Below are 18,456 nucleotides of genomic sequence, written 5' to 3'. Positions count from 1 at the left end.
TCAGCCGCGCGAATGCATCGCCATGATTTCCTGCAGATCGAGGTCGTGCTCCAGCGAATGCAGCAGCTCGTCGTGAATCTGGCCGGCGCGGTGCATGCGCAGTAGCTCCGCGCGCCCGGCGGCGATCGCGGCGAGCACGACATCGTAGTGCGCATGGCGCGCGTCGGTCGGGAAGTTTTCCATGTCCTCGAAGCGCTTGGTGAGCCCCGCCCGATACGTGTATTGCTCGAGCAGGCGCGGGTGAATCACGTTGCCGTCGGCGTCGCGCACGAGCGGCTGGATCGCGGCCAGTTGCGCGTCTTCCATGCGCGCCCAGGCCTGCGGCTCGCTGAGATGGCGCGCCGAGCGCTCGTGTCCGGCCGCGAGCGAAAGCCACCCGATCAGCGGGCCGATCGTCGCGCCCTGCAGCAGCACCGTGACGAGAATCACCGCGAAGCCCGCGAACACGATGAGATCGCGGCCCGGCATCGCCTCGGGCAAAGACAGCGCGACCGCGAGCGTCACCACGCCGCGCATGCCGGCCCAGCTCACGACGGTCGCCGCACGCCAGTCGGGGACGGCGGCGCTGGCTTCTTCGCCGTGCGCGCGCTTGCGGCCGGTGACGGTCCACGCGATCCACTTCACGCTTTCGGTGCCGAATACCCAGACGAAGCGGGAGAGTATGACGACGGCGATCACCGCGGCCGTCGCCGGGCCGAGCAGCGAAAATGCGTCGCCGACGCCGCCCAGACGCACGACGATGCCGCGCAGCGATAGCCCGATCAGCACGAATACGAGCGCCTCCAGCACGAACACGACGACCTGCCAGAACGCGGTGCCGCGCATGCGCTGCGCCGCCGTGAACACTTCGTGCTGATGCCAGCCGACGACCATGCCGCACGTGACCGTCGCGATGACGCTCGACACGCCGAGTTCTTCGCCCGCGATATAGCTGACCCACGACGTGAGCATCGACGTGGTGATGACGAGGTAATCGTCCTCGAGCGCGCGCATGACTTTCACGGCGATGAAGCCCGCCACGATCCCGACGACGATGCCGCCGATCGCGAGCCCAGCGAAACTCGCGACGGCGCGCGGCGCGCTGAACACGCCGCTCAGCGCCGCCACCAGCGCGAAGCGGAAGAGCACGAGACCGGCTGCATCGTTGAGCAGGCTTTCGCCTTCGAGCAGCACCATCAGACGGCGCGGCAGCGCGACGCGCTCGAGCACCGCCTTGGCCGCCACCGCATCGGGCGGCGAGACGACCGCGCCGAGCGCGAAGCATGCGGCCCACGGCAGCGCCGGCACGACGAGATGCACCGCGACGCCGACGACGAGCGTCGTGAAGGCCACCGCGCCGATCGCGAGCAACAGGATGCCGCTCAGATTGCGCTTGAAATCGTCCCAGACGAAGAAATACGCGCCGTACATCAGGAGCGGCGGCAGGAACACGACGAGCACGAGCTCCGGATCGAGTTCGAAATGCGGCAAGCCCGGCACGAACGCCATCGCGACGCCGCCGACGAGCAGCGCGGCCGCGGGCGGCAGGCGCACGCGCCTGGCGAGCACTTCGAGCGCGATGATGGCGATGAGCGAGACGAGCACCAGATTGAATGCCGTGGCGGCGTGCATGAATTGTCCTCGGGTTGGAGTGGTTTCTTGTAGTGCAATGCGCGGCGGCCCACGCAGGCGCGGCCCCGCGCGCTGCTACCATCGGCGCGGGTCCGGCCCGCGAGCCGGGGGTCATCGTATCCGAAAGGGAGTGAAAATGAGACGAAAGTCGTCGGGCGTCGCGGTGGCGGCGGTGCTGGTGGGCGTCGCCGTGGCGGCCGTGGTCTATATCGCGAGCTTCGGAGCATCGCGCCACGCCGATGCGCCCGTGCCAACGACCTCGACATTCGCCGCGCAGGACGGCGCCGCGAGCGCGGCCGCCTTCGGCGATGCGCCGAGAGAGCATGTCCGGACGGCAGGCGAGCAGACCGCAGCCCAGTGACGCGTCCTGTCCCGAATCTGTCATTCCCGACAGGAATATGACTTGCTGCCCGCTTGACATTGCCTTATAGGCGCGTCGGGAGCACATCGCGATGGGACATCATCCCGGGCAGATTCCACACGCTGCATTGCCCGTCGACGGGCGCGGCATGATCGGCAACATGAAGACGGCGGCGCTCGTGTCGCTTTGCGGCGCGATCGATTTCATGTGCTTTCCGCGCATCGACTCGCCGACGCTCTTCGCCGCGCTGCTCGATCCCGAGCGAGGCGGCGCATTCTCGATCACGCCGCGCGAGCCGCATGCGAACGTCAAGCAGATGTATCTGCCCGAGACGAATGTGCTGCTCACGCGCTTCATGACCGGCGACGGCGTCTGCGAACTGCTCGATCTGATGCCGGTCGCGTCGGACACGAACCGTGCCGGTGACGTGCCCAATTGCGTGTTGCGCATCGTGCGGCTGGTGTACGGGCGCATGACGCTCGACGTGCGCTGCGATCCGCGCTTCGATTACGCCCGCGCGAAACACACGGCGCGCGCCGTTGCGAAGGGCGTCGAGTTCGTCCCTGCCGATGGCGCGCCGCCGTTGCGTCTCTTCGCGAACGTGCCGCTTGCCATCGAAGATGAAGGCGTGCGCGCCACGCTGGATCTCGTGCAAGGCGATTGCGCGTGCTTCGTGCTCGGCGAAGGTGACGGTCTCGCCGACATCGGCGCGAATCACGATGCGATCCTCGAGCAGACGATCGGTTACTGGAAGGCATGGTCGTCGCGTTCGACGTATCGCGGGCGCTATCGCGAAGTCGTGCTGCGCTCGGCGCTGACGCTGAAGCTCCTGAGTTCGGAGGAATTCGGCGCGATCGTCGCGGCGCCGACCTTCGGCCTGCCCGAGACGCAGGATGGCTCGCGCCGCTGGGATTATCGCTTCACGTGGATACGCGACGCCGCGTTCTCCGTGTACGCGCTGCTGCGCCTCGGTTACACCGGCGAGGCGGAGCGCTTCATGAAGTGGATCGCCGAGCGCAGCCGCGATTGCAGCGCGCACGGCCAGTTGCGTGTGATGTATTCCGTCGACGGCGCCGACGCGCTCGCCGAAGCCGAGCTGACGAGTCTCGTGGGCGAAGTGCCGGGACGCGTCGTCGTCGGCAACGAGGCGCGCGAGCAGATCCAGCTCGATGTCTACGGCGCGCTGCTCGACTCGGTCTATCTCTACAACAAGTACGGCGCGGCCATCTCCTACGACGGCTGGCGGCACGTGACGCGCACGGTCGATTACGTCGTCGAACACTGGCGCGAGGCCGACAACGGCATCTGGGAATTCCGCAACGGAACGCGCGCGCTGCTGCACTCGCGGCTGATGTGCTGGGTGACGGTCGATCGCGCGTTGCGTCTCGCCGAGAAGCGCTCGCTGCCCGCGCCGCTCGCGAGCTGGTTCAGCACGCGCGACGAGATTCATCGCGACATTCACGAGCAATTCTGGAACGACGACTTGCAAAGCTTCGTGCAGACGCCCGGTTCCGCGACGCTCGACGCCGCCGCGCTGATGATGCCGCTCGTGCGCTTCATCGGCCCGAAAGATCCGCGCTGGATCGGCACGCTCGATGCGATCGGCCGCGAGTTGCGCGTCGATCCGCTGATTTTCCGCTATACGCGCGGCTCGACGCTCGACGGTCTGCCCGGCATGGAAGGCGGTTTCTCCGCGTGCTCGTTCTGGTATGCGGAGGCGCTGGCCCACGCGGGGCGCGTCGATGAAGGGCGGCTCGTCTTCGAGAAGATGCTGGCGTACGCGAATCATGTCGGCCTCTTCTCGGAAGAAGTGGCGACGAACGGTCAGGCGCTCGGCAATTTTCCGCAGGCGCTGACGCATCTCGCGCTCATCAGCGCGGCGTATCAGCTCGACCGCGACCTCGACCGCGTGCACGTGCCCTGGACCTGAGCGCGCTCACGCGGCGCGTCGCGACGCTGTATCCTTGCTGCTCACTCTCGCGTGAATGGAGGATCGGCGCATGAACGGCAAGACGGTCATGGCGTGCATCGATGCGGCGCACGCGTCGCTCAAGGAACATGCCGACGAGATCGCGTCGCTCGATCAGGCAATCGGCGACGGCGATCACATCATCAACCTGCTACGCGGCATGGACGCGCTCGTTGCCATGCGCGTGGCGATCGAAGCCGAAGCGTTCGCGCCCGCGCTCAGGCTCGCGGCGACGAAAGTGCTGTCGACGGTCGGCGGCTCGTCGGGGCCGCTCTTCTTTTCGATGCTCACGGGCATGGCGAAAGCCTCATCGGACGATGCGGGCGTCAGAGCGTTCGCGCAGGCATTCGCGGCGGGCGTGGAAGCGGTCGGCCAGCGCGGCAAGACCGGCGCGGGCAGCAAGACGATGATGGACGTGCTGATTCCCGTCGCCGGACATTTCACCGCAATCGCCGATGCTGGCGCGTCGAAACAGGACGTGCTCGAAGCACTGCCGCGCGTCGCCGAAGAGAACATGCTCGCCACGCGCGACATGCTCGCGACGAAAGGGCGCGCATCGTTTCTCGGCGAACGCTCGCGCGGGCATATCGATCCGGGCGCGCGTTCGAGCCAGCTCATGATCGCGGCGGTCTGCGCGCGTCTCGCGCAGGGCTGAGCCTCGACATAACAAGGAGCAGGGGACATGAAGAAGTTCATCAATCGCGTCGACGATTACCTGAGCGAAAGCCTCGCGGGTTTCGCCGCCGCGCATGCCGATCTCGTCACGCTGAATGTCGAGCCGTTGTACATCGTGCGCAAGACGCTCAAGCCGGGCAAGGTGGCGATCATTTCGGGCGGCGGTTCGGGCCACGAGCCGCTGCATGGCGGCTTCGTCGGCTACGGCATGCTCGATGCCGCGTGTCCCGGCCAGGTGTTCACGTCGCCGACGCCCGATCAGATGATGGCCGCCGCCGAGGCCGCCGACACGGGCGCGGGCGTACTGTTCATCGTGAAGAACTATTCAGGCGATCTGATGAACTTCGAGATGGCATCCGAGTTATGCGAGATGCCGAACGCATCGGTGCTCGTCGACGACGACGTCGCCGTTGAAAACTCCAGCTTCACGACGGGCAGGCGCGGCGTCGCGGGCACGGTCATCGTCGAGAAACTCGTCGGCAGCTTCGCGGAAACGGGCGCCGATTTGCAGGCGTGCAGGGCGTTCGGTGAAAGGGTCGTGGCGCGCATTGCGTCGATGGGCGTCGCGTTTTCGAGCTGCACGGTGCCCGCCGCGGGCAAGCCGACCTTCGCGCTCGGTGACGACGAAATCGAAATCGGCGTCGGCATTCACGGCGAGCCGGGACGCAGGCGCGCGAAGTTCGAAACGGCCAACGCGATCGCCGATGAACTGCTCACGGCGATGGTCGACGATCTGAAGCCGGCCGCCGATGCGCCTTTGCTGTTGCTCGTCAACGGGCTCGGCGGCACGCCGTTATCGGAGCTTTATCTGCTCTATCATGCGGCGCGTTCGTGGCTCGCCGGACGCGGCCTGAGCATCGCGCGTTCGCACGTGGGCGCGCTGACGACATCGCTGGAAATGGCGGGCGCGTCGCTCACGCTCTGCACGCTCGACGACGAGATGATGCGCCACTGGGACAGTCCCGTGCATACGGCGGGTCTGCGCTGGGGCATGTGATCAATCGGCGCGCTCCGGCAACAGCGCGGCCAGCAACCGCCGAAGTTCGGCGGTGTCGCGCGGCGTCAGCCTCGCCGTGAGAATGCGTTCGACTTCCTCGACCCGCGGACGCAAGGCCGCAAGCTGCTTCTTGCCGGCCGGGGTGAGGAAGAGCACATAGCTGCGCTTGTCGACGGGATCGTCGGACCGTTCGATCAAGCCATTGCGAACCATGCGCGCAACGAGATCGGCGATGGTCGAACGGTCCACGTCGAGTTCATCGCCGAGTTGCCGCTGATTGACGCCGGGCGCTCTTTGCAGGATCTCGAGCGCCGCGTACTGGACGCTCGTGATCTCGGCGGAGACTTCGCTGAGCCATACCGCCACGTGGCGCTGCTGCGCGCGGCGCACGAGGCTGCCCGTGAATTTCGCAAGCGCTTCGGGTACTTCGTTTCTAGTCGGCAATTTCGCGGTGTCGGTATAAGTCAGTGCGCATGGAAGATCGGCTTGAAGAAGGCGGCCAGTTCTTCGTACGCATCGAGTGGAAGAACATGCGCGACATACTGATCCGGACGGACCACGACGAGCACGCCCCGTTCGCGATCGATGCCACGCTCGTCGAAGATATCAGTCGCTGCATCGCTCGTAAATGCCTTCTCATAGTCGACGAGACCGAAACGTCCCTTGCGCGGCAGCAGAAGCGCAGGGATATCTTCGAGCCGGACTTCGCGATGAGGCTCCTGGAGCACCGCACGCACATCGAGCACGCTGTCGATGTCCGCATCCTTCGGTGTGACGAGCCGCAAGATGGAGTCGGGCGATGATTCGAGATGCTCGCACCATGCGTTGAGCGCACTGCGATTCGCGTCCGCGAAAGCGTACAGACGCCAGCGGCCGTCCGCGCGCGCCGCGTGGCCGAGATGCATCGGCTTGGCATCCGCGAGGCGCACGACGGGCGACGAATGAAAGCGCGTGCCGATCACAAAACCCTTGGCGAGGGGCTGATGCGTCGCTTCGCCCGTCAGCATGGCCGGACGGTAGCGCGTCGCGACGCCCGCCGTGTAGCGGCCCGCGCGCACGAAGTAAGCCTGAAGCTCGGCGGGATCGACGCCGCCTGCTTCGGGACGGTTCGGGTCCTTCGGCGGGGCGGCCATCATCGTGGACCATTCCTTGTCGAAATCGATCAACTCCTGCGCGATCGGCTGACGCTCGTCGGAATAAGTGCGCAACAAGGCGGCGTCGCTGCGTCCCTGCAATACCGCACCGAGCTTCCAGCCGAGATTGAAGCCGTCCTGCATCGATACGTTCATGCCCTGGCCGGCTTTCGCGCTATGCGTATGGCACGCGTCGCCGGCGATGAACACGCGAGGCTCGCGCGACGTGCCATCGGCGGTGAGGGCATCGTCGAAACGGTCGGTAAGACGTTGTCCCACTTCATAGACCGAGAACCATGCGACTTCTTTCACATCGAGCGAATAGGGATGCAGAATCCGTTGCGCCGTCTCGATGATGTGATCGACCGAAGTCTGCTTGAGGCCGTCGCGATTCTCGGGCGAGACCTCGCCGAGATCGACATAGAAGCGCACGAGATAGCCGCCTTCGCGCGGAATGATGAGCAGATTGCCCTTGCTCGCGGACTGAATCGCCGCCTTAAGCCGGATATCGGGGAAGTCGGTGACGGCGAGCGCATCCATGACGCCCCACGCGTGGTTGGCGGCATCGCCGCGCAGCGTTTGCCCGATGGCGGTACGCACGCGACTGCGCGAGCCGTCGCAACCGACGACATAGCGCGCACGCACGGTCACTTGCTCGTCGAGTCGCGCGGCATCGGTGCGGCGCATCGTGACGCGTACCGGATAGTCGCCGTCATCGTCGCGTTGGACGTCGATGACTTCGAGATCGTAGTCCGGTTCGAGACGCTGCGCGGAGCGGTGCATGACACCGAGCAAATAGTCCTGCACGCGCGCCTGATTGACGATGACATGCGGGAACTCCGACATGCCTGTTTCGGTATCCTGAACACGTCCGGTTCGTTTGATGGCGCCGCGATCCTGCGCGTCGGGCCGCCAGAACACGGTTTCATTGACCCAATACGCTTCGCGCATCAGGCGGTCGCTGAGCCCGAACGCATTGAACATCTCGACCGTGCGGCACGCGACGCCATCGGCCTGTCCCATCAGCAACGGTCCCGCGCGGCGCTCGATGATGCGCGTGTTGATCCCTTCAAATTGCGATAGCTGCGCCGCGAGAACGAGTCCGGCAGGACCGCTTCCGACGATGAGCACGTCCACCGTATCGGGCATTTCGGTGCGGGGCGCGCCCTCGGCGGCGGGCTCGATCGTCGGATCGCCAACTCGGAAACCATTGAGATGAAACTGCATGATGTCTTCCTCCATTCGATGCATGTCAGTGTGATTGGAAATATACTCCGTACACCAACCATTTCCAAGAATTTAATGGGAGAGTGATGTTTACCCCTAGTTTCAGGCGTTCTACCGTGGAGGTTGTCGTATCAAATGATGTAAGGGAACGTAAGAATGCGTTACAACCTGCGGCCAGCCCGTGTGATAAAAAGCTTGTCGCAGCGGCTGCCTTTATCGCTTCCGGGGAGTGAAGCAGTGGCAGGCCATCCCGCTGGCTTCCGAGTCGTCCAACTATAAACAGACGCCTTCTGGCGTCCATTCTTTTCGGCGAAAAGCTGCAGTGTCGGAGGCACAAGAAAAATGCTGACCCCAGCGGTCGAATCGGTAAGACGGCGCTTGGCGGGCGTTCATCAGGATCACAAACGGATTGCAAGAAGCGCGGTCGTCCTGCTCGCTTTCGTTCTGGCCGGAAAATGCATAGGCGCGTCGAAGGAAATGGCGATCGCCTATCGATATGGGATCAGCGGAGTCGTCGATGCCTATCAGCTTGCGCTGACGCTCGTCACCTGGCTTCCGACGATGATCACGAACCAGTTGAGCGTCCTGCTCGTTCCCGCGCTCGTCGCATTACGGAAAGACAAATCGGAGCAGAACGGATTTCTCGGCGAGCTGGAAGGCATGGGGCTCGTCATAGGGCTTGTATCGTGTCTGCTGCTGTTTCTCTTCTGGCCGTATATGGCCGAGCTCGTCGCAAAGAATCTCGCCGGGTCGACGCGCGAAACCGTCCGGCAGATGATCTTCGGAATGGCGCCGGCCGGCATATTGACGTTCACGATCTGTATCTCGTCGTCGCGGCTTCAGGCTTCGGGACGGCATATCAATACCTTGCTTGAGTGCGTGCCGGCCATCGGTCTGCTGGTTTTCGTGCTGTCCGCCCACAATGACGAGTCGATCATGCCGCTCGTGCTGGGCACGTCGATCGGCTTCGTGATTCAAAGTTTGTGGCTGAGAAGGCTGGCGCGGCGCGCGGATGCGTTGCCCGCCGTTCCGAGCCTTTCGACGCGTGCGCGCCAATGGCCGAACACGGTGCGGTCGATGGGCACACTCATGATCGGGTCGGTCGCCGCGGGCCTGTGGCTCCCGGTGGATCAGTATTTCATGGCGCAGCAGGGCGATGGCGCCATCGCCACGCTCGGCTACGCGAACCGCCTGCTTTCACTGCTCCTCAGCATGGGCGCGCTCGCGATCAGCCGCGCGACGTTGCCTATTCTCTCGGAGATCCTCTTTCAAGGCGACCACGGCCGCGCGCGCAACACCGCGCTGAAATGGTCGGGCGTCATGTTGACGGTCGGACTGGCCGGCGCGTGCATCGCATATGCGCTCGCGCCGTATGTTATCCGGCTGCTGTTTCAGAAGGGCGCTTTCACGGCGGATGACACCATCGCTGTCACGAACCTGTTTCGCTTTGGGCTCGTGCAGGTGCCGTTCTATTTCGGCATGTGCGTGCTGGTTCAGTTGTTCGCCAGCGAGACGCGCTATCGGACCATCTCCGTCATCTCGGTTCTGGGCTTTGGCGTCAAGATTCTGGGCAACGTCGTGCTGGCTCGCCTCTATGGCGCCCAGGGCGTGTTGCTTGCCACCGGCGTCGGCGCTGCGAGCGTGCTCGCTTGCTACGTCTTCGGGACGCGGTACGTTCTGACCGCCGCGCGCGCAAGCCAGAGCGACTCGGTCGATTGACGGGTTTCGGCTTGCATGCGGCCGACTTGTCGGAAGTAGGCGCCTAATTCAGCGGGAGGTCACTCGTTTCGATGTCGTCGGCGGGGCAGCGTGCGCGACTCGAATGAACTACTTATTTTTTAGCCGGGGAATTGACGATATAGTGGGCCGAATCGCGAGCTTTGCGAACCAATGTTCAGCCGATGCCTGATTTCGTACGGGCATCACGATGCCGTTTTCAACGTAAAACATTCCTCTGAACAGGTGCCCGTCATGAAAGCGTTCGTTTCCTTCCTCGCGGCATCCGCGCTCTGCATCGTCCCGGTGATAGTCAGCGCACAGCAAACCGTTCACATTGGCGTTTCAGCGCCGCTCACCGGCCTTGGCGCCGCAAACGGCAAGGATATTGAAAACGGCGTGCGCCTGGCTGTGGAGGAGGCGAACGCGCAACAGATCAAGATCCAGGGACAGCCGGTCAAATTCGAACTCGCATCCGTCGATGATCAGGGCGACCCGCGCATCGGCGTTCAGGTAGCGCAGAAGCTCGTCGACGATGGCGTCGTGGCCGTGGTCGGCTATTACAACTCGGGCGTTGCGCTTCCCTCGTCGCCGATCTTTGCGCGCGCGGGCATTCCGCTCATCGATCCGGCGGCGACGAATCCGGCCATCACCCGGCAGGGCTTGAACAACGTGTTCCGCATCATCGCGACCGATACGCAGAACTCGGGCAATGCTGGCACGTATGCCGTGAAGGTCACGAAAGCGAAGCGGATCGCGGTGATGGACGATCGGACAGCCTTCGGACAGGGCGCGGTCGAAGAGTTCAAGAAGGCCGTGAAAGCGGCCGGTGGCCAGGTCGTGGCCGAGGAATATACGACCGATAAAGCCGTCGAGTTCAACGCGCAATTGACGAACATAAAGGCGGCCAACGCCGACCTTCTGTACTTCGGCGGACTCGATGGCCAGGCAGGGCTGATCGTCAAGCGCATGAAGCAACTTGGCATTCGCGCGCAGTTCGTCGGAAGCGGCGGAATCGCCGATAGCGTGTTCATCAGTTCGGCGGGAAATGCAGCCGAAGGCGCGATGGCATGGGAATACGGCCGGCCCGTCGATTCATTGCCCGAAGGCCGCGCGTTCGCGGAAAAATTCAAGAAGCGGTTTGGCGCGGAGACGTTGACGTACGCGCCGTTCGCCTACGACTGCGCCTGGCTCGCCATCACCGCGATGAAGCAGGCAAACTCCGTCAAGCCCGCCACGTTCATGCAGACGCTCCGGACGATGAAATATGACGGCATAACCGGGCATATTTCGTTCGACAAATACGGAGACCTTAATAATCCGACGTCGACGCTTTATCAGGTCAAGTCGATGAAATGGCAGCCGGTGACGACCATTGGGGCGGAGAAGTAATAGAACAGTGCTGAGTGACCGGAAGAGCTTCGCGCGAAGGGCCGTTCGAATGACGGCCTTGCCGGAAGGATGTTGTCTGTCCGGTTGTTTCGCCAACTGCTTCCTGGTCTGCGAGAGTCCCCGCACCTACTGACGCAAGCTTCCGCTCTTCTCGTACAGGCACAGTCTCAGCGTCGAAGCCCGCAGGTCGTTCGCTGCGCGATCTCAATCAATCGTCACCACGTTGCTGGAACCGCCGGCGTGCGGATCTGCTGCGGTCATCGCCTTTGATGAATCGCATCATGATTCGCCCCGGTATCTGTCTTTTCAATCACGTCAATCTGTCGGTGTCCTTAAGGTAATCTGTTTTCAGCGAGGACGACATTCGTAATGGCGACCATGAAACTACCTGACGCGATATCCGTTCTTACAGCGGCCTGTCGCGAAACCCGTCATATCGAAGGTCTTGGCAACCGGCACTGGCGGATGAGGGCAACTAGCGCTTCGTTATCGGCGAACGGAGTCGACTTGATTGGTCGTATCAATAACCATCTCAATCGTCTGAATGGGGAAGGTTGGCAGAATTGACCAAGGTGTTGGCACGATATTTCTCTCTCATGAAGTATGCTGTCGCTATGGATCGGCGATGTGGTCGATAGGTTTCGAAGACTGCATCGAATGCGATTCACCGCACCTGACGACGCCGGGTCAAAGGATGCCGCTCGATCATTCCGCAAAGGAAATAGCCGCATAGCCATCAGTTCGGAATACGAAATACGAAATACGAGTTTAAGGTACTGGGCCGCGTGGCCTGGCTGCAAGGACAGGCGTCAGAAGACGAAGCTTTGTTCAAGTGCTACAACAATCGCGCGCAAGCTACCCCCGAGGTGACATTGATCGGCCGACTCGCGCAGTGTCGCTATTACAACATGGACCAGGTTGTCGGCGCGGCGCGTAGAGCCGCAGAGGAGGTCGTATGAGGGACGAACCCAAAGTCGCGGCTATCGTTGTCTCCTTTAACAGGAGAGTCTTGCTTCAAGAATGCGTCGAAGGTCTTCTCAACCAGACGAGACCGGTCGACGAAATTTTTGTCATCGATAATGGCAGCAATGACGGCTCGCGCGAGTACCTCGCTTCGATCGAAGCTAAATACGACAACATCACTGCGGTGTTTTCCGCGCAAAATCTCGGCGGTGCAGGTGGGTTTTCGACAGGCCTGATTACTGCCTTCGAGAAGGGTTTTGACTGGTACTGGCTGATGGACGACGACGCAGAACCGATGAGTGATGCGCTGGAAAAGCTGATGTCGTCGGAGCATGCCACGCGCGAGGACGTCGTCGCGATGTGCGGGGCCGTGTGCAGTATCGACGGACAAACACAGTTCTGGCATCAGGGTACTTACGACGAGCGGATGTACCTTGTTGCGCCAACAAGTGAAAATCACGCAACACAGTCGTTCAGGATTGACTTTATGTCGTTCGTCGGCGCTTGCATTAGACACGAGGCTGTCCGACGGGTCGGATTTCCTTTGAAAGAGTATTTCGTCTGGCATGACGACGTCGAATATACCACCCGCCTTTCGCGAATCGGCGAGGTGCGCTGCGTGACCGCGTCGCGCATGGTTCACAAGGATAGTGAAACTCGCGATCTTCCTCGTCATAGCCTGTCATTCCGCGATTGGTACGACAGCAGGAAGATGCCCGCTGCCGCGCAGTGGAAGCATGCGTGCGGACTGCGCAACTACGTCGATATGATTTTCCGCCATCGGGGGCGCGCCCCACTCTGGGCCGCTTCCATGTTCGGAAGAAGGCTCGTGCGGATCATCATTTTTGGTGATCGCAACCCCAAAGTCTTTCGGCTCTATCTGCGTTACTTTCAACAGGCGTTAGGGTTTGCACGATTTGAGACGGTCCTTCCATCGGATTGGAAGAACCAGCTCAACGATACGGAATCAAATCGCACGTCCGCGCGGAAGCAGCGTCGGGAAGCAGTGAGACAAGAGTCTTCTATAGAAGCAGTGTCAGACCGTGATGGTGCATGACATATCTATCCATGAAGCGCCACACCCGTTCTCGAGGAAATTTCGGGCCGGCGCTTCCTACTGAGGACGAGCATGACTGCATCATCGGCCTGATCTGCGCAGGCGAGGTATCGACACCGGGATGAGTAATGGCGAGTCCACTCCGACGAAACATCGTTGCGCTGTCAATTCTGCAAGTAGCCAATATGCTGCTGCCGCTCGCAACGATTCCGTATCTGCTGCGCGTCCTTCGCCCGGAAAATTTCGGCGCGTACATTTTCGCGCAGGCCATAGTTGGTTATCTCGTCTTGCTGACCGAGTACGGCTTTAACTGGTCATCCACTGCCCAGGTTGCACGGGCCCAAAGTGACCGGTACGACGTATCGAGGATCTTTTGGGCCACACAAGGGGCGAAGGCGCTAATCGCCGTGGTTGGCCTCGCAATCCTGCTCCTAGCCGCTTTCTGCGTACCACGATTGCGCGAAATGCTGCCGGTTTTGCTGGCCACTTATCCGCTCGTCATCGGTACCGTGCTGTTTCCACAGTGGCTTTTTCAGGGCCTGGAGCAGATGACGTTTACCACCGTTTCTTTCTTGAGCGCGCGACTGCTCCTGCTACCTCTAACGTTCTTCCTGGTGCGCTCGCCGGCCGACACGTGGATCGCCTCCTTCATAAACTCGATGAGCGTGGTGGTTGCCGGAGTCGTCGCATCGATCCTGATCGCGAAGAACCGACTGATTCTCCCGTTGATGCCGAGCAGGGCGGACATCGTCGAGGCGCTTCGCGAAGGCTGGCACACGTTCATCTCCACGGCCGCGATCAGTCTATACACGACCACTAATAGCGTGCTGCTTGGATTTATCGCGGGAGACGTCGCTGTTGGTTACTTTGGCGTAGCCGACAAGATTCGGAACGTCGCCCAAGCACCACTCGGACCGATCGCCAACGCGATTTACCCGCGCGTGTCGGCGCTCTTTGCCGAAGACTCTGAGAAGGCGTTCGTATTGGTGCGCAAGATGCTTTACTTGCTGGGCTCAACCATGTTGCTGGCTTCGGTCGCGCTCTGGGTCGGCGCCGATTGGATCGTTCGCATTGGGATGGGCGCAGGATACGAACCAGCGGTGATTGTCCTTAAGTGGATGGCCCTCTTGCCGCTGCTGATCTGTCTGAGCAATGTACTCGGCGTTCAGGTGATGCTGCCGCTCGGCATGAAAAAGAAAGTCAGCGAGATCCTTATCGTCTCGGGCTTGTTCAACCTTGCCCTGCTTGTGCCGCTTGCATCCGCCTACGGCGCTCAGGGTGCGGCAATGTCAGCGCTTGCCACCGAATTTCTCGTTACGACCTTGATGGCGCTCTACCTGGCCAAATGCAAGATTCCGGCTTTTTATCCGAGGATGCGCAGAGATGAAATATGACTTCCTTATAGTAGGCGCCGGATTTGCAGGCGCAGTCTGTGCGGAGCGCTTGGCGGCGAGCGGAAAGCGCGTTCTCGTCGTAGACAAGCGAAACCATATTGGCGGCAATGCATTTGATCGTAAAGACGAGAATGGCGTGCTGGTCCATCCGTATGGCCCGCATATCTTTCATACGAACAGCAAACGGATATTCGAGTATCTGTCCTGTTTTACAGATTGGCGCTTCTACGAGCATCGTGTTAAGGCATATGTAGATGGGGATCTCTATCCCATGCCAATCAATCGCACGACGATCAACAAGCTTTACGGCCTTGACCTGAGCGAGCAGGACGTTATCGCATTCCTCGAATCCGTACGTGAAGAGCGGGGGACCATCACGACGAGCGAGGACCTGGTGCTCAACAACGTCGGCCACGATCTATGCAACAAGTTTTTCCGTGGCTACACGCGCAAGCAATGGGGACTCGATCTGTCCGAGCTGTCGGCCGGTGTCGCTGCGCGAATCCCGACGCGTTCGAACGACGACGATCGGTACTTCACCGACACTTTTCAGTTCATGCCGGCTCAAGGCTACTCTGCGATGTTCGAGAAGATGCTCGACAGTTCAAATATCGAAGTGCGTCTGTCGACCGATTACAACGAGATGAAGGCAATTATCGAATACGGTCATCTTGTGTACACTGGACCAATAGACGCCTATTTCGGTTACTGCTTCGGCAAGCTTCCGTACCGCAGCCTGGACTTTCAACATCAGCATCTGAGCGACGTTGAGCACTTTCAGCCGACGGGCACGATAAATTATCCGAACGATCAAGAATACACGAGAATTACGGAATTCAAGTACCTCACCGGGCAACAACATCCGGGAACTTCGATTGTGAAGGAATATCCTCGAGCTGAAGGCGAACCGTACTACCCGATCCCGCGCAAGGAAAACGAGGCCTTGTTCATGCGCTACAGCGCCCTGGCGGAGGAAACTGCCGATGCGACTTTCGTAGGCAGGCTGGCACAGTACCGCTACTACAACATGGACCAGGTCGTTGGCGCGGCGCTCAAAGCTGCCGAAGGTCTCATCTAGGAAGAGCAAAGCAGCACGCGCATGGCGTCGCCTGATCCGCTGTGGAGAGTGGATTGCTCCGATTAATAACAGCCTCGGTCGTATGAATCGGGAAGCTTGGCAGATTTGACCAAGCTGTTGGCACGATAACTTTCTTCGATGACGTATGCTGTCGCTATGGATAGACTACGCGGTCGACTGGTCTCGACGGATGCATAGAATGCGATTCGCTGCGCGCGCCATAGATCGCGGTAACCCTTGCTATCTGCCGAGTTCGATCCGCGCAACGGCGCCGCATACGAGAGAGGTCTTCCATAGGCTGCTGGCCGAGCGTTCTCCTGGGACGAATCTCGAAGATCTGCCGAGACTTCTCAACTCGCAAGATCTGCCCATCGGATCCTGCTCAGGTTGGGCGCTTCGTTATTCTTCGCGTGAGATCGTGTGCTCTTAGTATGATTCGCATACCTAATATGTCTAAACGATGCATATTTCAATATTCTGCGGACAGTCATTGGGGGTGGAAGATGCGGAACACCACGGTTCCTGAGCATGCGGCGGCCGGAGGATGCAAGAGCATAAGCCTCGTAGCCCACATTCAGCCATGCCGCCGGGTGGTTCCACCGGCGCGTCTTTGATTGACGTATGCGATGGGGCAGAGCATGAACCGACAAGCCACAGCTTCCGAAGGCTTCAACGTGCACGAAGATGCGCCTTCGCACCTGACGGTGTATCTAGACGCGATCTACGACAGCAGATGGCTCATTTTCATCATCGCTGCGTCTGTACTATTAATCGGCACAGGCTATGCGTTTCTTTCAAAACCTGTCTACCGCGCGGATATCCTCGTCCAGCTTCAGGAAAGTGATCCAAATCCGCCAAAAAACGTTCTGAAAGACCTCTCGTCGATGTTCGATGTAAAGACTGACGCTGCCGGAGAGTCGGAGGTGCTGGGCTCCAGGTTCGTCGTGACGCAAGCAGTGGATAAGTTTCATTTCTTCATCGACGCATCGCCACGCTATTTCCCTGTTGTCGGGCACCTCATAGCTGACCGATCGGACAGTCTTTCGACCCCTGGCCCTTGGGGATACGTCTGGGGAGAGGAGCACATTGAGGTATCAGTGTTCGATCTGCCGCCCCGTTTTTACGGTCGAGCGTTCATACTGACAAAGATTAACGAAACAGAGTACGACATCGCCTATCGCGACATCAACATTCGCGGCACGATTGGACAGACGCTGCATGCAACCACCCCATACGGGCAGGTCGATTTACGCGTCGACAGAATCGAGGCCGAACCCGGCGCAACGTTCAACGTGACGCGATTCTCGCGCACTCGAACGATCGAAGACGTGCGGAACAGCCTCAAGATCACTGATAAAGGAAAGGACTCCGACGTCATCAAAGCATCACTTGATGGGCCCGATCCGGTCATGACCTCGGAGATTTTGAATGCAGTTGGCAACGCATACGTTCAACAGAACATACAGCGAAAGTCCGAGGAGGCTGCTCGCGCGATAGCATTTCTTGAATTCCAGTTGCCAGAATTGAAGAAGCAAATGGAGGCCGCTGAAGACCGATTCAACGACTTTCGGGCGAGCCGCGGTACGATCAACCTGAGTGAAGAGGCTGCCGGTTTGCTGAGGCGAACGGTGCATGCCCAAACGCGACGCGAGGAACTCGAGCAAAAGCGTAAGGACCTGCTTACTCTCTATACGGAATCGCATCCCGCCGTGCGCTCAATCGATGCGCAACTGCAAACTGCGCAGAATGAATTGAACAAAATCGCGGAGCGTGCGCGGGCATTGCCACCACTCGAGCAGAACCTGTTTCGGTTGCAAAGAGATGTCCAGGTGAACACCGAGCTTTATACGGCCCTCCTGAACACCCTGGAGCAATTGCGGCTGGTCAAGGCGGGTAAGGTTGGTAACGCGAGACTTGTGGATGCGGCAGCGGTACCGGAGCGGCCAATCTGGCCCAAGCGCACACCGGTCATTCTCTTTTCATTGTTGGTCGGACTGTTTTTCGGAATTGCAGTCGCACTGATTCGCCGACAGCTTTTCGACGCTGTGAACGACCCTAACGAGATCGAGGAGACGATCGGATTGCCGGTCTATGCAAGCGTACCGTACAGTAGACAGGAGGCACGGCTCGCTCGCAAGAATCGATCTGTACCGTCGCACAGTGTGATCCTCGCCAACGCAGCGCATACCGATCCTGCGATTGAAAGCTTGCGCGGATTCCGCACGGCGTTGGAATTTGCCTTGCACGACGCACCCAATAACATCGTGCTTATAAGCGGCCCGACGTCGGGCATCGGCAAATCATTCATTGCTTTGAACCTTGCGGCCGTCCTTGGAGCGTCAGGCAAACGCGTCCTGCTCGTCGACGCGGATCTGTACAGGGGCCACTTGCATAGCCATATCGGGGTCAACCGCGGACCGGGGTTTTCTGACCTGATCCGGGGAATGCGTGAGCCGAACGAGGTCATTCGACGGAATGCGTTGGACGGCGTCGACTTCATTTCCGCAGGGACGAGTGTGCCAAATGTAAGCGATCTGCTTTCCGGACAAAAGCTCGAGGCGGCATTGAAACGGTTGAGTGCCGCGTACGACATTGTGTTGTGTGACGCGCCACCAGTCCTTCCAGCTCCCGCCGCCGCGCAACTGGCAAATTCGGCAGGCACGACGTTTCTCGTTGCACGACAAGGCGTGACAGGGATAGGCGAATTACGTGAGGCAGTCCGGAAGCTGGAACGAGCCGGGTCATCCGTTCGGGGCGTCGTTGTAAACAGCCTGCAGCTAAGGCCCGGACGGTGCAGCTATGGGTACGGAAGATATCGGTACGCCGCTGACACCTATGAGCTCGATCCACGTATGCAGGATTGATGGAATCGAGCTGTGATGA

At 60.5% G+C, this 18,456-nt stretch carries 13 protein-coding genes; 10 read left to right on the top strand and 3 right to left on the bottom strand.

The features are described from left to right. Complete coding sequence (locus AWB74_RS00105; protein WP_061144765.1) at positions 1-1,611, bottom strand: Na+/H+ antiporter; 1,611 nt, start codon at positions 1,609-1,611, stop codon at positions 1-3. 136 nt (positions 1,612-1,747) lie between these two features. Here AWB74_RS00105 and AWB74_RS00100 point away from each other — a divergent pair, with 136 nt between their 5' ends. The 4 genes from AWB74_RS00100 (at position 1,748) to dhaK (ending at position 5,613) form a co-directional block, all read left to right on the top strand. After that, a complete protein-coding gene (locus tag AWB74_RS00100; protein WP_061144764.1) occupies positions 1,748-1,972 on the top strand; it encodes a hypothetical protein in 225 nt (74 codons plus the stop codon). Between the two features lie 91 nt (positions 1,973-2,063). Beyond that, a complete protein-coding gene (locus AWB74_RS00095; protein ID WP_061144763.1) occupies positions 2,064-3,902 on the top strand; it encodes a glycoside hydrolase family 15 protein in 1,839 nt (612 codons plus the stop codon). A 70-nt stretch (positions 3,903-3,972) separates the two neighbouring features. Further along, positions 3,973-4,596 carry a dihydroxyacetone kinase subunit DhaL gene (gene dhaL / locus AWB74_RS00090; RefSeq protein WP_061145216.1) on the top strand — a complete coding sequence of 208 codons (624 nt, stop codon included), beginning with the start codon at positions 3,973-3,975 and terminating at the stop codon, positions 4,594-4,596. Between the two features lie 27 nt (positions 4,597-4,623). Then, entirely contained in the window at positions 4,624-5,613 is a 990-nt protein-coding gene (gene dhaK, locus AWB74_RS00085) for a dihydroxyacetone kinase subunit DhaK (RefSeq protein WP_061144762.1), read from the top strand. Here the strand turns inward: dhaK and AWB74_RS00080 are convergent, their stop codons facing one another. Next, positions 5,614-6,057, bottom strand: a complete 444-nt coding sequence (locus AWB74_RS00080) for a MarR family winged helix-turn-helix transcriptional regulator (protein ID WP_061144761.1) — start codon at positions 6,055-6,057, stop codon at positions 5,614-5,616. A 20-nt stretch (positions 6,058-6,077) separates the two neighbouring features. After that, complete coding sequence (locus tag AWB74_RS00075; protein WP_061145215.1) at positions 6,078-7,973, bottom strand: FAD-binding monooxygenase; 1,896 nt, start codon at positions 7,971-7,973, stop codon at positions 6,078-6,080. A 342-nt stretch (positions 7,974-8,315) separates the two neighbouring features. On the opposite strand from AWB74_RS00075, the gene murJ reads away from it, so the two are divergent. From murJ to AWB74_RS00045, 6 genes are all read left to right on the top strand, one after another. Further along, positions 8,316-9,692, top strand: a complete 1,377-nt coding sequence (gene murJ, locus AWB74_RS00070; protein WP_061144760.1) for a murein biosynthesis integral membrane protein MurJ — start codon at positions 8,316-8,318, stop codon at positions 9,690-9,692. A gap of 252 nt (positions 9,693-9,944) precedes the next feature. Further along, positions 9,945-11,081 carry a branched-chain amino acid ABC transporter substrate-binding protein gene (locus AWB74_RS00065; protein WP_096032007.1) on the top strand — a complete coding sequence of 379 codons (1,137 nt, stop codon included), beginning with the start codon at positions 9,945-9,947 and terminating at the stop codon, positions 11,079-11,081. A 955-nt stretch (positions 11,082-12,036) separates the two neighbouring features. Further along, positions 12,037-13,101 (top strand): glycosyltransferase family 2 protein, encoded by a 1,065-nt coding sequence (locus AWB74_RS00060; RefSeq protein WP_087038711.1) that lies wholly within the window; start codon positions 12,037-12,039, stop codon positions 13,099-13,101. Positions 13,102-13,229: 128 nt separating this feature from the next. Then, entirely contained in the window at positions 13,230-14,495 is a 1,266-nt protein-coding gene (locus AWB74_RS00055; protein WP_061144759.1) for a flippase, read from the top strand. Next, positions 14,485-15,573 carry a UDP-galactopyranose mutase gene (gene glf / locus AWB74_RS00050; protein WP_061144758.1) on the top strand — a complete coding sequence of 363 codons (1,089 nt, stop codon included), beginning with the start codon at positions 14,485-14,487 and terminating at the stop codon, positions 15,571-15,573. The genes AWB74_RS00055 and glf overlap by 11 nt, the downstream gene beginning before the upstream one ends. Positions 15,574-16,211: 638 nt before the next feature. After that, on the top strand, positions 16,212-18,437 hold the full coding sequence (locus tag AWB74_RS00045) for a GNVR domain-containing protein (RefSeq protein ID WP_061145213.1): 2,226 nt from the start codon (positions 16,212-16,214) through the stop codon (positions 18,435-18,437). The last annotated feature ends 19 nt before the right edge of the window (positions 18,438-18,456 follow it).

This window comes from Caballeronia arvi, from assembly GCF_001544695.2.
In the GTDB taxonomy this organism is placed as follows: domain Bacteria; phylum Pseudomonadota; class Gammaproteobacteria; order Burkholderiales; family Burkholderiaceae; genus Caballeronia; species Caballeronia arvi.
The sequence above is the reverse complement of the archived record's forward strand: the minus strand, read 5'-3'. Positions and strand labels throughout refer to the sequence as shown.